General features: G+C 64.8%; 12 protein-coding genes and 2 pseudogenes. 4 read left to right on the plus strand and 10 right to left on the minus strand.

Going from position 1 to position 14,948, the window contains the following annotated elements; translation table 11 throughout:
- Positions 1–418: 418 nt before the first annotated feature.
- From LZA78_RS17115 to LZA78_RS17160, 10 genes are read right to left on the minus strand one after another with little or no spacing between them, the layout of a single operon-like run.
- Positions 419–1,672, minus strand: coding sequence for a glycerate kinase type-2 family protein (locus tag LZA78_RS17115; protein ID WP_233678113.1), 1,254 nt, complete (start codon positions 1,670–1,672; stop codon positions 419–421).
- Between the two features lie 3 nt (positions 1,673–1,675).
- Positions 1,676–3,112 (minus strand): NAD(P)-dependent oxidoreductase, encoded by a 1,437-nt coding sequence (locus tag LZA78_RS17120; RefSeq protein WP_233678114.1) that lies wholly within the window; start codon positions 3,110–3,112, stop codon positions 1,676–1,678.
- Between the two features lie 41 nt (positions 3,113–3,153).
- Positions 3,154–3,966: a class II aldolase/adducin family protein gene (locus LZA78_RS17125; RefSeq protein ID WP_210058973.1), complete on the minus strand. Its 813-nt coding sequence runs from the start codon at positions 3,964–3,966 to the stop codon at positions 3,154–3,156.
- Positions 3,967–3,997: 31 nt separating this feature from the next.
- On the minus strand, positions 3,998–5,299 hold the full coding sequence (locus tag LZA78_RS17130) for a TRAP transporter large permease (protein WP_233678115.1): 1,302 nt from the start codon (positions 5,297–5,299) through the stop codon (positions 3,998–4,000).
- Between the two features lie 10 nt (positions 5,300–5,309).
- The gene (locus LZA78_RS17135) at positions 5,310–5,864 is read right to left on the minus strand and encodes a TRAP transporter small permease (protein WP_233678116.1); all 555 of its coding nucleotides are present in this window, start codon (positions 5,862–5,864) and stop codon (positions 5,310–5,312) included.
- A 25-nt stretch (positions 5,865–5,889) separates the two neighbouring features.
- Positions 5,890–6,879 carry a TRAP transporter substrate-binding protein gene (locus LZA78_RS17140; RefSeq protein ID WP_233678117.1) on the minus strand — a complete coding sequence of 330 codons (990 nt, stop codon included), beginning with the start codon at positions 6,877–6,879 and terminating at the stop codon, positions 5,890–5,892.
- Positions 6,880–6,902: 23 nt separating this feature from the next.
- Positions 6,903–8,381 (minus strand): aldehyde dehydrogenase family protein, encoded by a 1,479-nt coding sequence (locus LZA78_RS17145; RefSeq protein ID WP_233678118.1) that lies wholly within the window; start codon positions 8,379–8,381, stop codon positions 6,903–6,905.
- A gap of 22 nt (positions 8,382–8,403) precedes the next feature.
- Complete coding sequence (locus tag LZA78_RS17150; protein ID WP_233678119.1) at positions 8,404–9,558, minus strand: iron-containing alcohol dehydrogenase; 1,155 nt, start codon at positions 9,556–9,558, stop codon at positions 8,404–8,406.
- 11 nt (positions 9,559–9,569) lie between these two features.
- Positions 9,570–10,631, minus strand: coding sequence for an Ldh family oxidoreductase (locus LZA78_RS17155; protein ID WP_233678120.1), 1,062 nt, complete (start codon positions 10,629–10,631; stop codon positions 9,570–9,572).
- Complete coding sequence (locus tag LZA78_RS17160; RefSeq protein ID WP_255697593.1) at positions 10,628–11,290, minus strand: RraA family protein; 663 nt, start codon at positions 11,288–11,290, stop codon at positions 10,628–10,630. The genes LZA78_RS17155 and LZA78_RS17160 overlap by 4 nt, the downstream gene beginning before the upstream one ends.
- A 116-nt stretch (positions 11,291–11,406) precedes the next feature.
- Between LZA78_RS17160 and LZA78_RS17165 the strand changes: the two genes are divergently transcribed.
- The 4 genes and pseudogenes from LZA78_RS17165 to LZA78_RS17180 all read left to right on the plus strand — a co-directional run.
- On the plus strand, positions 11,407–12,339 hold the full coding sequence (locus LZA78_RS17165) for a LysR substrate-binding domain-containing protein (RefSeq protein ID WP_233678122.1): 933 nt from the start codon (positions 11,407–11,409) through the stop codon (positions 12,337–12,339).
- Between the two features lie 71 nt (positions 12,340–12,410).
- Positions 12,411–12,659: pseudogene (locus LZA78_RS17170) on the plus strand (IS110-like element ISMmg1 family transposase); the annotation flags it as partial.
- Positions 12,660–12,857: 198 nt separating this feature from the next.
- Positions 12,858–14,477: an ISL3 family transposase gene (locus LZA78_RS17175; RefSeq protein ID WP_438811092.1), complete on the plus strand. Its 1,620-nt coding sequence runs from the start codon at positions 12,858–12,860 to the stop codon at positions 14,475–14,477.
- 32 nt (positions 14,478–14,509) lie between these two features.
- Positions 14,510–14,821 (plus strand): annotated as a pseudogene (locus tag LZA78_RS17180) (acyl-CoA dehydrogenase family protein); the annotation flags it as partial.
- Between the last annotated feature and the right edge of the window lie 127 nt (positions 14,822–14,948).

Below are 14,948 nucleotides of genomic sequence, written 5' to 3' on the forward strand. Positions count from 1 at the left end.
GGACTGCTCGCCCAACCTCCTGGCGCACATCTCGCCCCTCGGATGGGCCCATCTCCTGCTCACGGGGGAGTACAGGTGGCCGAAAAAAGCTTAGCGTAGGATTCTGCCCCCTCCGGCATCAGACCCCAGAGACATTGATGCGGTCAGGAATGCGATCGAAATGGAGTGGAGCAATGGTCAAGCCGAAGGCCAGATCAACCGATTGAAGACCTTGAAGCGCGCGATGTATGGGCGAGCCGGCCCGAACTTGCTCAGGGCCCGAATGCTTCCTCTGCACCACACAAATTGAGGATGACCCGATTTAGGGGCAACGCGACACCGACGCTCGCCGCTATTTGCCGCGCGCGCTAGAACCCGTGAAGTTGCTCAGCAGCAGCTCGACCACGCCGTTCTACGCGAAAGATAGACCTACCCGAGGTCAGCGAATAAGGATTGCGCGGAAATCATTGACGTTCGTGCCGGTTGGTCCGGTCACATGGAAGTCGCCGATGGTGGAGAATGCGGTATAGCTGTCGTTGCGATCCAACATTTCGCGCGGATCGATTCCAGCGGCGCGCAGACGTCGCACTGTCGTTCCGTCGGCAAAAGCGCCGGCATTGTCCTCGGAGCCGTCGATGCCGTCCGTATCGGCCGCCAGAACCTCGATGGCGTGGCCGTCGATGGCAAGCGCCATGGCGAGCGCGAATTCACCGTTTCGGCCGCCCCGCCCGCCCCTTCCCCGCAATGTCACCGTCGTCTCGCCGCCGGAAAGCAGCACGGCCGGTCGCGAAAACGGGCGGCCGCGCGCCAGCACCTCGCGGGCGATCGCGGCATGGACGAGCGCCACGTCGCGCGCCTCGCCTTCCATCGCATCCGATAGGATCACCGGCATGACGCCGCGGCCCCGTGCCTCGTCCGCAGCAGCCTCCAGCGAAACACGCGCCGAGGCGACGATGTGATGCTCGTGTCGGGCGAAGACCGGATCGTCGGGCATCGGTGCGTCGGCCGCCGGCCCGTTCAGATGCGTCATGACGGCGGCCGGCAGATTGAGGCGGTACTGCGCGACGATCGCCAGCGCATCCGCACGCGTCGAGGCGTCGGGGATCGTCGGGCCGGATGCGATGGCGGCAGGATTGTCGCCCGGAATGTCGGAGACCAGCAGGCTGACGACGCGGGCGTGGGTCGCGGCAGCGAGCCGCCCGCCCTTGATGCGCGAGACGTGCTTGCGCACCATGTTCATCGCCGAGATCGGCGCGCCGGAGGCGAGCAGCGCCTCGTTGACGGCGATCTCGTCGGCGAGCGACAGCCCTTCGGGCGGCGCCGGCAGCAACGCCGATCCGCCGCCGCAGACCAGCGCGATGAGGAGATCGTTTTCCGTCAGGCCGGAAACCAGATCGAGGAGCCGCGCGCCGGCTGCAAGCCCGGCCTCGTCGGGAACCGGGTGCGCCGCCTCCAGCACCTCGATGCCACGCGTCTCGCAGCCATAGCCGTAGCGCGTCACGACGATGCCGGTAAGTGGGCCGGGCCAGAGCGTTTCCAGCGCCGCCGCCATCTGTGCCGCGCCCTTGCCCGCCCCGATAACGACCGTGCGGCCGCTCGGCGGCGGCTCCGGCAGGTGGGCGCGGATGCCGGTCAGGGGATCGGCCGCCTGGACGGCTACGTCGAAGAGGGCGGCGAGGAAAGGCTTGTCCATCGCTCAGTCCCGCGGTTTGCCGGTGAAGGGGCCATGAAGGCCGAGTGCGCCCCTCAAGGCGGCCTGCCGATTGATGTCCAGCATAACGCCGTCGCCCATCGCCGCGCAGAGTGCCTGCCGCTCTTTGGCATCCGCCGCGGCGGCGTGGCGTGTCCAGAAATCATGGAGTCGGCCGGCCGTATCGGCGAGTTCCCGCACGACGTCCGCGTCCTCAGCAACGCCCGCCAACGTGCCGGCGGAAACGCCGCCGATGCCGTGGATCGCGCGGCCGGGCACGGCGGTATAGCCATCGGGGAGATCACCCTTGAGATTGCCCACGCGACGGAAGCGGATCGCCTCGAGGATCTGGTCTACGGCCTGTTTCGCGCCCGCCACCCGCGACGGATGGTCGGTGTCGGCTACCGCATGCGGCAGAAGCAGCAGGCGGCCGGCATGGCGTTCCACCAGCGGCAGATAGGGCGCGAGCGGACCGGAGACCGCGCCGGTCGCGGCGTCGCTGAAGATGTCGGCGTCGATCGCGGCGAAACGGATGCGGCCATCGCCCATCGCAGTGTCGAGGGCTGCGGCGTCGACCAGTTCGCCGCGATCGAAATTGACGAGCGTGGCGCCGGGCCTGACCGCATCGAAGATCGCCTCTCCGACAAGGCCGGCATTGGCGAAGCGTCCGGTCGTAGCATCGGCCGCGCCGAGGCCGAGATGGACGGAAACGATGTCGGCGCCGGCGGACGCCTCGACGGGCGTTGCCGCGTAACGGAAGCCCTCGGCTTCAATCCAGCGGCGATGCCGCTCGCGGGCATAGATCACAGGGCGCATGCCGAAGGCGTCGGCAAGGCGCGCGACCTCGCGGCCAATATTGCCGTAGCCAAGCACAGCGATGAGCCGGCCTTCCAGCTTCCCGGTCGGGAAATCCTTCAGGTCGCGGCCCGTATCGAAACGGCCGGACACGGTGCGTTCGTGCAGCAGGTCGAACGGCAGATCCGGCAGGAAGCGCAGGATCGCCTTCATCACCATCTGCGCCGTAGCGCGGCTGTTGATGCCGGGCGTGTTCATCAGCGGCGCCGCGCCGCCGCGACCCGATCCGCCGCCCCAGGAGCGGGACTGCATGTTGCCCGTGCCCGCCCCGATCCGAACGCCGCCCTCGGGGAAAACGGTGTCGGCCGGCACGACGGTCGCCGCGGCGATCACCGCGTCGTACAGACCATCATACGCTTCGGCGGCGAAATCTTCGGCGGTGTTCAGGTCCGGTCGGTAAACGAAGTGGATACCGCCACCGCCGCAGTCGGCACCGACGATGGCGTCGCCGTCGTGGAACGTGCAGCCGGCCTCCTCGACGTGTCGGCGCACCTCGGAGCAGTCCGGCCGGCCGTCAGGCCCCGGCCGCAGGCCCACCAGGTCGCAGATGAGGACCCGGTAGGTCCGGCGGATGTCAGTGTCATGCATGGTTTCGTCGTCCTCTCAGCCGGTCGCTGCAGTGCGTCCGCTCAGTTCACCAGATCCGGATCGGTCCGGATGATCCAGTCGTAGATGGGCTGGAAGTGTAGCCACCCCATGAAAGGCGTTGCAAGGTGCTTGGCAGAATGGGCGGCTTTTTCCGGCGCGACCAGTTTCAGCGGCGAGCCAGTCGCCTCGGCCTTCAGCTGGATTTCGCAGGCGCGTTCCAGCGCGATGAACCACCAGGCGGCCTCGTCGATGCTGTGACGCCCGACGCTGAACAGCCCGTGGTTCTGGTGGATGGCGACCTTAGCGTTGCCGAAGGCGTTGGCGACGCTGTTGCCGGCCCCCTTCTCCACCACCACGGCGCCGGCCTCCTCGGTGATCACCGCCTGATGACCGTAGAAGCCACAGGCGGTCTGGGTGATCGGATCGAGCGGACGCCCGAGCGCCGCCCACGCCATGCCGTTGACGGTGTGGGCATGGCAGGAGGCGACGATGTCGGGATGCGCTTCGTGGATCGCCGAATGCAGCACGAAGCCGGCGCGATTGACGGCCCAGGTGCCCTCCACAACCTTGCCGGCGTGATCGACGAGGATGAGGTCCGAGGCGCGCACCCGCGAGAAACTCATGCCGAAGGGGTTGGTCCAGAACAGGTCGAGGTGCTCGGGATCGCGCACCGTGACGTGGCCCGCGAAGCCGTACTCGAACTTGTAGCGGGCGAAGATCCGGCAGACCGCGGCCAGCCGCTCGCGGCGGTGCTGGCGTTCCTCCGCGAGCGTCTGGAAGACCGGTTCGCGGGGGAAGTGCAGGCCTTCCTGATCGGGTTCGTAGATCGATTTCTTCTGCTGTGCGGTCGGCATGGAAATCCTCCTTCGCTGGTCGGCGTGACGACTACTTGAACAGTTGCGGAAGCCAGAGGGTGAGGCCCGGCACATAGGTGATGATCGCCAAACAGATCAGCAGCGACAGGTAGAAGGGCAGCATGCTGCGGATGATGTGCTCGATCCTCAGCCCCGCTACCTGACAGGCGACGAAGAGATTGACGCCGATCGGCGGCGTGGTCATGCCGACCGCGAGATTGACTATCATGACGATCCCGAAATGGATCGGGTCGATGCCCATCTTCAGCGCCACCGGCGTCAGGATGGGGGCCAGCACGGTGATCGCGGCACCCGTCTCCAGGAACATGCCGACGAGAAGCAGCAGCAGGTTGATCAACAGCAGGAAGACCAGCGGATTGTCGGAGATCGACACGAAGACCTGCGAGATCAGCTCCGGGATGCGGTTTGCCGTCAGCACCCAGCCGAAGACGCTGGCCGCCGAAATGATCAGCAAGATGACGACGGTGTTGAGCAGAGACGAGCGCAGAGCCGTCACCAGCTTCTCAACGGTGATGGTGCGGAACACGACGACGCCGATGATTAGCGCAAAGCAGACGGCGGCCGCCGCGGCTTCGGTCGGCGTGAAGACGCCGCCGTAGATGCCGCCGAGGATGAGTACGGGCAGCATGAGCGGCAGGATGGCCGCCTTGAAGCTTTCCCACACGCCGGGCTGCGGGCCGAGCCCGTCGCCGGACGCGCCGGGTTTCGCCCTGCCATAGCCCTTGCGCTTGCTGACGAGGTAGACGGTCAGCATCAAGCCGCCGGCCACCAGCAGGCCGGGAAGGATACCAGCGAGGAAGAGATCGCCGATCGAGACCGGCACGCCGGCGGTCAGCGCGAAGATGATCATCGGGATCGAGGGCGGGATGATGACGCCGAGCTCGCCGGAGGACGCCTGTACGGAAGTGGCGAAGGGCCGCGAATAGCCACGCGCCGCCATGGCCGGGATGAGGATGCCGCCGATCGCCGCCGTCGTCGCGGCGCTCGATCCGGAAATCGCGGCGAAGAACATCGCCGACAGCACGGCGACGAGGCCGAGGCCGCCGGTGGCGCGGCCGACGAGCGACTGGGCGAAGTTGACCAGACGGGTGGAGATGCCACTCACCTCCATCAGCGCGCCGGCGAGGATGAAGAAGGGAATGGCTGTCAGCGGGAAGGAATCGAGCGCAGCGAACATGCGCTGGATCATGGCCTGCAGCGGGATGCCGGAGCCGTACATGGCCATGGCCGAGACCATGCCGAGCGTGACTGCGATCGGCACCGCGCAGGTGAAGAAGATGAGCATGGAAGCGGTGAGCGCGACGGGAAACATGGCGATCCTCTCAGCTTGCGGCCTGGACGATCACGCTCGGCGGCGGATCGACGGCGACAGCGATGGTGTTCACGAGGGCGAGGAACGCGCCGACCGGAATGACGAGGTAGACGTAGCGCATCGGCAGTTCGAGCGAGCCGGACATCAGGGTTCCGACCATGCCGCTGACGGTCCAGCCGTAGTAGATGAGGATTGCCCAGAAGACGATGCTGATGGCGATGCTGAAGACGCTTATGATCCGCGCCACGGAGGCGGGCACGGCAATGAAGATCGCTTCGACGGCGACCAACATGCCGCGGCGCACCACGACGCCTGCGCCTAGGAAAACGCACCAGATCAGCGCGAAACGGATGAACTCCTCCGACCAGGCAATAGGCGATTTCAACACGTAGCGCGCCACGACCTGGGCGATCCCGAGACAGGCGAGAAGGCCCATGACGCCCGCCAGGAAATTGAGGACCAGGGCGTTGAGCATGTCGAGCCATCGGATCATCGCCCATTTCGGGCGATGATATTGCTGGCTCGTAGAAAGGCCGACAACGGCCTCGTTGGACGAGGGTTTCATCGAAGCATCTTCCGGTTAAGCGGGCTTACTGCCCGTTCGGGGCCTCGACAGCGGCGACGCTGTCGTAGAGATCGGCGACGGGGGCGAACGCCTTGTGGACGAACTCCGTGCCGACACGCTCCTGGAAGGGCTTCTTGTCCGGCTCGATCAGCGTCATGCCGGCATCCTGAAGCTGCTTGACGAAGGTCTGCTCGCCCTTCAGCACCTCTTCCGAGGCATAGGCCTTGGCGGCGCCGTTGGCGGCATCGATGATTGCCTTGCGCTGGTCTTCCGGCATAGCGACCAAGCGGCCGGCATCCATGACGACCACCACCGGCTCGTAGGCGTGCTCGGTGCGCACGAGATGCTTCACGACTTCCGAGAACTTCGAAGATAGGATCAGCGACAGCGGGTTTTCCTGCCCGTCGATGACGCCCTGCTGGAGGGCGTTGAACACCTCGCCGAAGTTCATCGGTGTCGCGGAAGCGCCGAGCTGGTTCCAGGACTGCACGGTGACCGGGCTGTCGGGAACGCGGATCTTCAGGCCGGAAAGATCTTCCGGCTTTTCGACCGGGACCTTGGTGGTCAGCCAGCGCGGGCCGCGCAGCCAGTAGGCGACGACCTCGTAACCGGATTCGTCCCGGATGCGCTTGGTGATCTCGCCGCCCACCGGGCCGCCATAGACGGCGTTGTAATGGTTCACGTCGCGGATCATGAAGGGCAGTGTGAAGATACGGGCGGTCTCGGACGCCGTCGACAGCACGCCGGCCCCGCCGACCCAGATGTCGTTGGACGAGAACTTGATGCCTTCGAGCAGTTCGCGGTCGCTGCCGAGCGTGCTGTTGCCGTGGATCTCGATCTTGACCTCGCCGTTCGTGGCGGCCGCGACGTCGTCGGCGAACTTCTTCGCCGCCGCCGCGTGGATTTCCGAATCCGGCCAGACATGGCCGAGGCGAAGGACGGTTTCTGCAGATGCACTGGTGGCAAAGAAAGCCACGGCGGCCAGCAGAGCTGCCGTTTTCAGTTTCATGTTCATGTTGGTCTCCTCCCGATTGAACACTAGCTTTGGAAATAGACGGCCTTGACGGTCGTGAAGAACTCCTGGTTGGAATGGCCGATGGAATAGGCGCCGAAGCCGGACGCCTTGACGCCGCCGAAGGGCATGTGCGCCTCGCTGGCCGTTCCGTGATTGACGTGGACCATGCCGGACTGGCTCTCGCGGGCGAACCGCAGCGAGAGGTTGACGTCGTTGGTGTAGACGGAGGCCGCCAGCCCGTATTCGACGCTGTTGGCCACCTCGATCGCCTCATCGATCGAGCCGACCGGAATGACGGCAAGCACCGGGCCGAAGACCTCCTCAAGCGCGAGCCGCGAGGTCTTGGCGACGCCGGTGAACAGCGTCGGCGCGACGAAATGACCCTTGGCGAAGTCGCCGTCCTCCATGGACGTGCCGCCGAGCGCGAGCGTCGCGCCATCCTCCCGCGCATGGGCGATATGCCCCATGACGGAGGCCTTGTGCTGGGCGGTGATCAGCGGGCCCATCGTGGCGCCGGCCTGCCAGGCAGGGCCGACCCTGATCGCCGCCATTTCCGCTTCCAGCGCTTCGGTGATCTCGCGGGCGTTCTTCTCCAGCACGACGATGCGGCTCAGCGCCGTGCAGCGCTGGCCCGAACAGGCGAAGGCGGCGCCGGCGATCTGCCTGGCGATGGTCGCAGCATTGTCGTAGTCGAGGACGACGGCGGGGTTTTTCCCGCCGAGCTCCAGCTGTGTGCGAACCAGACGGCGGCCGGCCTCCGCGTTGATCGCGACGCCCGTGCCGGTCGAGCCGGTGAAGGATACGCCGCGCACCAGCGGGTGGCGGATCAGCGCCTCGCCGACCGCACGGCCGGAACCCAGCACGAGGCTGACGACGCCTGCCGGTACGCCGGCGTCACGGAACACGTCCATGAGCTTGACGGCGGACCACGGGGTGAGGTTCGACGATTTCAGGACGACGGTGCAGCCGAAGGCAAGCGCCGGGCCGATCTTGCGCACCGGGGTGACGACCGGGAAGTTCCACGGGCCGATGGCGGCGACGACCCCGATCGGCTCTCGCAGCGTCATGGCGAAGCCGTTGCGCTTTTCGCTGGGCAGCACGTCACCGTCGATACGGCTCGCCTCGCCGGCGGAAAAGCGTAGTTCCTTGGCAGCGCGACCGACTTCTCCGCGCGCCTCCGCCAGCACCTTGCCCTGCTCGGCGGCGAGGATGAAGGCAAGTTCGTCGATCCGCTGCTCCAGAAGGTCGGCGGCGCGGAACAGGATCGCACCGCGATCGGGGCCCGGCACCTGCCGCCATGAGAGCCATGCTTTGTGGGCCGCGACGACCGCCTCGTCCACTTCCGCCGCACCGCTGTCGGCGAAACGACCGAGGGACTGGTCGCGATCTGCGGGGTTGAAGATCCGGGACGTCTTGTCGCCGGCAGGCTTCCATTCGCCGCCGATGAAGTTTCCGTAGGTTCCGCCAACGGCTCCGGCGAGCCAGTTCAACATGTCGGACATCGTTATTCTCCTTCCCGGCCGCTCAGACCAGCTCGGCCCTAAGCAGGGCCTTCATGTCGTCGTTGGTCGGCTGGCGCGGATTGACCGGCACGTTGCCGGACAGCATCGCCTCATCGACGATTTCGTCGAAGCGGCCTTCCGTGACGCCGAAATTGCTGAGCTTTGCGGTGATGCCAACATCGAGCTTCAGCTTCTCGATGGCCGAGACGGAGAGCGCGGCAGCCTCCTCAACCGAAAGACCGGCGGTTTTCTCGCCGAAGATCTCTGCTATGCGGGCGAACTTGCGGGGGTTGGCGAGATGGTTGAAGCGCATCACCTCCGGCAGCATGATCGCGTTGACCAGGCCGTGGGGAATGCCGAACTTCGCGCCAAGAGGCATGGCGAAGGCGTGTACCAAGCCAAGGCGCGTGCTGTTGAAGGCCATGGCCGCGATGGTGCTGGCGAGCAGCATGTCGCCACGCGCCTCGACGTCGGAGCCGTCGGCGACCGCCTTGCTTAGGCTCCTTGCGATTAGCGTCATCGCCTGGTCGGACATCGCCTCCGAGATCGGCTGCGTCGCGGTATTGACGTAGGACTCCAGCGCGTGGGTCAGCGCGTCCATGCCGGTGGCGGCGGTGATCTGCGGCGGCAGCGAAAGCGTCAGTTCCGGATCGAGAAGCGCGATCGCCGGGCAGTTCAGCGCACTGCCGACGCTGATCTTTGCCTTCGCGACCTTGTCGGACAGCACGGACCAGATGGTGAGTTCGCTGCCCGTTCCGGCCGTGGTGGGTACGGCGATCACCGGCGCGCCGGCCCTCGGCACCTTGCCGATGCCGACATAATCCTTGATGTTGCCGTCGTTGACCAGCATCAGGCCGATGGCCTTTGCGGTGTCCAGCGCGCTGCCGCCGCCGATGCCGACCACGAGGTCGCAGCCGTTCGCTTTGCCGTGGACGGTGCCCTCGTCAACGGAGCGGGTCGCCGGATCGCTTTCGACATCGGCAAAGACCGCGTTGAAGATCGAGGCGCCGGTGAGGATCGCCTGGACGCGATCGATAAGGCCGGCGCGCTGCACGCCGGGGTCGCCGACGACCAGCACGCGCGAGCCGCCGAGGGCCTTGACGAACTCCGGCAGCCGGGCGATCGCGCCATTGCCGAATTCGATCTGCGTCGGGATGTGGTAGGAGAATGCACGCATGGTTCGTTCTTTCAGGACAATTGAAGTTCGTTGAGCGAAAGGCCGTAGGCCGCGCCGAGGGCGTTGAGTTCGTCCTCGACCTTGGCCGGCAGCGTGATGCCGTCGCGGAGACGACTGGCCTCGAGCCGGCTTTCGATCTCGCCCGCGTAGAAGATTTCGTCGACGCCGCCCGCCCGGGGCTCCAGCTTCAGAAGGCGGATGTAATCATCGAGGCGGTCCTTGAAGGTTTCGAGCGGCATCCAGCGCGCAATGTCGAGCACTATGAACATGTGACCGACGTTCTGGGGCTCTTCCCAGTTGTCGTACATGTTGTTCACCGAGGGGCCGAAACCCGCGCCGGTCAGTACGCCACACAGGATGTCGATCGCCATCGCGAGACCTGAACCCTTCGGTCCGCCGAGGGGCAGCACAGCGCCGTCGAGTGCGGCATGTGCGTCGGTAGTGGGATTGCCTTCCTTATCGACCGCCCAGCCGAGCGGGATCGCCTCGCCCTTGCTGGCGGCGACGATGATCTTGCCGCGGGCGACGAGGCTCGTGGCCATGTCTAGGATGAAGGGAACGTCGGTGCCGGTCGGAAAACCGAAGGCGATCGGGTTCGTTCCCATGAAGGGGCGCACCCCCCCTGTGGGCGGCATCGTCTGGGACGCGTTGGACATGACGATCATACCGAGCCCTTGCGAGACCGCCTGTTGCAGGTAATGCGCACCAGTGCCGAAGTGATTGGAGTGACGGACGCCGAGAATGTAGGCACCCTGGGTCTTGGCGCGGGCCATGGCGATGTCCAGGCCGCGGGCGCCGACATAGGCGCCGAAATTGTTGCGGCCGTCGAGCAAGCCGACCGGCCCGTCGTCGCGCTCCAATTGGGGTTCGGCCTTCGGATCGATCATGCCCTCGGCCATGCGCTTCAGGTAAACGCCGAGGCGCACCACGCCGTGGGAACTGACGCCACGTACATCGGCCGCGACAAGGCTTTCGGAGACCGCGCGAGCCACGGCGTCTGGTGCCCCGGCCGCCACCAGTAGCTTCGTGGAATAATCGACGAGTTTCGAGGCACTGTGGGTCATGGCGCTCATAGTCCCTTGGTGCGCAGCGTCTGGTCGACCCAGGTGCGGTCGACCGTGCCGTCGGCGATGCTGGCGAGGATGCCGGCCTCGCGGCCCTGCTGGCTGAGCGCGAGCGCCAGGATCTCTTCCGCGTGGCTCTGCGGTACGGCAAGTACGCCGTCCTCGTCGCCGAGCATGATGTCGCCGGAGGAGACCACCATGCCGCCGACCGTGACCGGAACACCGACCTCGCCGGGGCCGTCCTTGTAGGGGCCGCGATGGGTGACACCTCGGGCATAGACCGGCAGGCCGCCCTTTGCGATCGCGCCGCTATCCCGTACCGCGCCGTCGATGACGAAGCCGGCGACACCGCGGGTGATTGCGTAGTTGAGCATGATCTCGCCAATGATGGCGTTGGTGAGATCGCCGCTGGCATCGACCACGATCACGTCGCCCGGCATGGCGATGTCGAGCGCCTTGTGGACCATGAGATTGTCGCCTGGGCGTGTGCGCACGGTCAGCGCCGAACCGCACATCATGGCATCACCGTGAAAGGGCCGCAGGCCCGTGCCGCCGGCGAAGACGCGGTGCATGTTGTCGCTGACGATGGCGGTGGGGATCGTCCGAAATTTTTCGACGAGTTCCTTGGACGGACGACCGAAGCCCTCCATTACGCGAAATCCTAGCAATGTAACCTCCCGAAACGCAGTCGCGCTTTTTTGTTCGTGTGGGGGATCGTAGGCAGCCCTTCTATTGACGTCCAATACATTATGAGCCTTCTATTGATGCCCTGGAGGTATTGCCGATGCTCGAAATCCGTCAGTTGCGCTATGTGCAGGCCGTGGCCGAGGAACTGCATTTCGGCCGGGCGGCGGCACGGCTGCACATCGCCCAGCCGGCGCTGTCGCGGCAAATCCAGCGGATCGAGCAGCAGACGGGTGCCGCACTCTTCGTGCGCACCCAGCGGAAGGTGGAGCTGACGGCCGCCGGCGCGTTGATGTTGGAGCGCAGCCGCTCCATCCTGCGCGAACTCGAGCAGCTGGAGCAGGATGTGCGCCGCGCCGGCAAGGGCGAACTCGGACGGCTCACCATCGGCTTCATCCATTCCTCGACCTACGGGCTCCTGCCGCGAACGCTGCAGCGCTTCCGCGATCTCTACCCGGACGTGGAGCTGGAGCTCAGGGAGATGAGCATCGCCGACCAGGCCACGGCGCTCGCCCGCGACGACATCGACGTCGGACTGACGCGGCCGGCCCGCTATGCGCCGGGCATCGAGACGCTGTCGATCATGGAGGAGGATTTCGTAGTCGCGGTGCCGGCCTATCACCCGCTGGCCTCGTCGGCGTCCACGCCGCTGGCGCGGCTTTCGAACGAGCCGTTCATTCTCTTTCCCCGCGCCAGCAGCCCGCTGTTCAACGCCTCGATCCTTAGGATGTGCGAGACGGCCGGCTTCACCCCGCAGGCGATCCAAACGGCGACGCAAGTGCACACCGTCGTGGGCCTTGTCAGCGCCGGCATGGGGGTCGCGATCGTGCCGGTGACCGCCAAGAACATGCAGGTCTCCGGCGTCGCTTTCCTGCGCATCCAGGAGAACCCGCCGCCGGTCAGCGTCGTGTTGGCCTGGCGGACGAGCCGCGAAACGCCGTCGCTCCGCGCCTTCCGCGCCATCGCGTTCAAAGTCGGCGAGGAGTTCATGGCCACGCAGGCGCGAACTCGGCGCGGAGGTGATGTCTGTTGATTATGGGATGGCCCGCCCTTCCGAGGACATCGAGTATGATGTCCTTCTCTTCAAGGGAAAGGAGCCGAGCCATGCATATTTCCATTTTGGGTATCGACATCGGGAAGAACAGCTGCAGCGTTGTTGGGTTGGATGACCGCGGCGCTGTGGTTGTCCGTCGAACGATGCGGCGACAGACATTGATCGAATTCGTCGAGAAGCTGCCGACCTGCGTTATCGCGATGGAGGCTTGCTGTGGGGCTTACCATCTTGGCCGGCTATTTACCGCGAGGGGTCATGAGATCCGGCTGATGTCGCCGGAATATGTCCGCCCATATGTGTTGGTTTCCACGCAGAACTGAGCCGGTGCGCCTAGGTGTTTGATCCCACGGTTTGATGGTGCGATCCTTTCTCAGGAATGGAAGGAAGCCGTATGGGACAAGTTCGTCATGGGAGCTGTCGCGTTGCCCTTTAATCGGGTCATCCTCAATTTGTGTGTCACGGTCTGACCGAGCTTCACAGATTGAAAGGATAAGGCCGTGGTATCGAAGAAGCATTGGGCACCAACCGCCAGCGTGGAAGTTGGTGAGGTCCGCCAGTCTGCGACGGGTGCAAGGGTCGTATCAGGCAGACTGGCTCCGAATGGCATCTGCCCAGAGTGCGGGACGTCCTCAAGACAACGACATGGTTGGCGGCGCCGGCGGATCGAGGATTTCCCTGCTCAGGGCCAAGCGGTTTGGATCGAGCTCAGGGTTTGTCGATGGCGATGTTTGAACTCGGATTGCCGCCGCCGCACGTTTTCCGATCGAGATGCGGCGGTGGCGACCCCTTATGCGCGCCGGACGTCTCGACAGGCGCAACTCTTAGGCCATATGGCACACGCCGCTGGCGGCACCCCAGCTGAACGGCTCTTGCGGCGACTGGGTATCCGGGTCAGTGACGATACTATTCTCCGACAGTTGCTACGCGCAGCTCAAGTTGTTCCACCACGCGCACGGATCATCGGGATCGATGATTGGAGTTGGCGAAAGTCGCAGAACTACGGGACGATCATCATCGACCTCGAGCGTCGCGCCGTCATCGATGTTCTCGAAGATCGTGATGTCGTCACATGCACCGACTGGCTAAGGCGTCATCCTGAGGTGGAAGTCATAAGCCGGGATCGCTGCGGTCTCTACGCCCAAGCCGCCCGAAAAGGAGCGCCGCAGGCGGAACAGGTCGCCGACCGGTTTCATATCGTGCAGAACCTTCGCATGGCAATCGAGGAGCAAATGAACTTGCACGGTCGCGCGACTGGCAGAGCATTGCTCTCCGATGCAGACAACATCAGCACGGCAAAGAACCTTCTGAAAACACGTCTTGCCCATCGCAAGTCCAGAGAAGAGATTTTCAGGACCATTTCGGCACTTCGGCAGCAAGGGCTGACGTGCAGCGAGATCGGGCGGCGAACGGGGTTTCCCAGGCGAAGCGTCGCGAAATGGCTGCGGTTCGAGACGCCACCTGACCGAAAGCGCGCCGTCCTCAAGCGCTCTTCCGCGTGGTATTTTGAAGAGTACCTGAAGCAATGCTGGGAGAACGGTATTCGCAGCGGCAATGCATTGCTCCCCTTGATCCAAGAACGTGGCTACGAGGGCAGCCTGTCAAACTTGCAGCGGCTCTTGGCCGGATGGCGCAGAGCCGAAAAACAGGAACAAGAGGGACCCACCAAGGAAGATCAGATCCTTGCACCGGTCCGGGACCCGGAAACGGGGCATACAATTTCCCCGGTTATCGCGGCCGCACTCTGCATCAAACCAAGAGGAAAATTCACCTTGGAACAAGCGAGAAAAGTCGAAGTTCTCAAGGAAGGCTCGCCTGCCTTCACAACAATGCGGCGCCTCGCCATGCGTTTCAATGGCATCTTGCGTGGTCGAAAAGCAGACCCGCTGCCCGCCTGGATCGACGATGCGATCGAAACGGACCTAGCGCCCATCGTGCGGTTCGCCCGCACCTTAAACCGGGACATTGATGCGGTCAGGAATGCGATCGAAATGGAGTGGAGCAATGGTCAAGCCGAAGGCCAGATCAACCGATTGAAGACCTTGAAGCGCGCGATGTATGGGCGAGCCGGCCCGAACTTGCTCAGGGCCCGAATGCTTCCTCTGCACCACACAAATTGAGGATGACCCCAATTAAGGGCTACGCGACAGCGGCGCATGATGATGCGATACGCGGCTTTGTTCTGGAAAAGGGCATGAAGGGGCTCTCCGCACCAAAGATCGACGGCAAGCTGTCGCTGCGCGCCTCGACCACCGGGCAGATCGTGATGGCGGATGTCGAGGTTGGCGAAGACGCCTTGCTGCCCGGCGTATCGGGCATCAAAGGTCCGTTTGGCTGTCTCAACCGGGCGCGGTACGGTATCGCCTGGGGGGTGATGGGGGCCGCCGAGACCTGCTTTGACAAGGCCCGGACCTATACCCTGGACCGGCGGCAGTTCGGGCGGCCACTGGCGGCGACGCAACTGGGGGTCTGATGCCGGAGGGGGCAGAATCCTACGCTAAGCTTTTTTCGGCCACCTGTACTCCCCCGTGAGCAGGAGATGGGCCCATCCGAGGGGCGAGATGTGCGCCAGGAGGTTGGGCGAGCAGTCC

The organism is Rhodobacter flavimaris, from assembly GCF_021378075.1.
Classification (GTDB): Bacteria; Pseudomonadota; Alphaproteobacteria; order Rhodobacterales; family Rhodobacteraceae; genus Rhodobacter; species Rhodobacter flavimaris.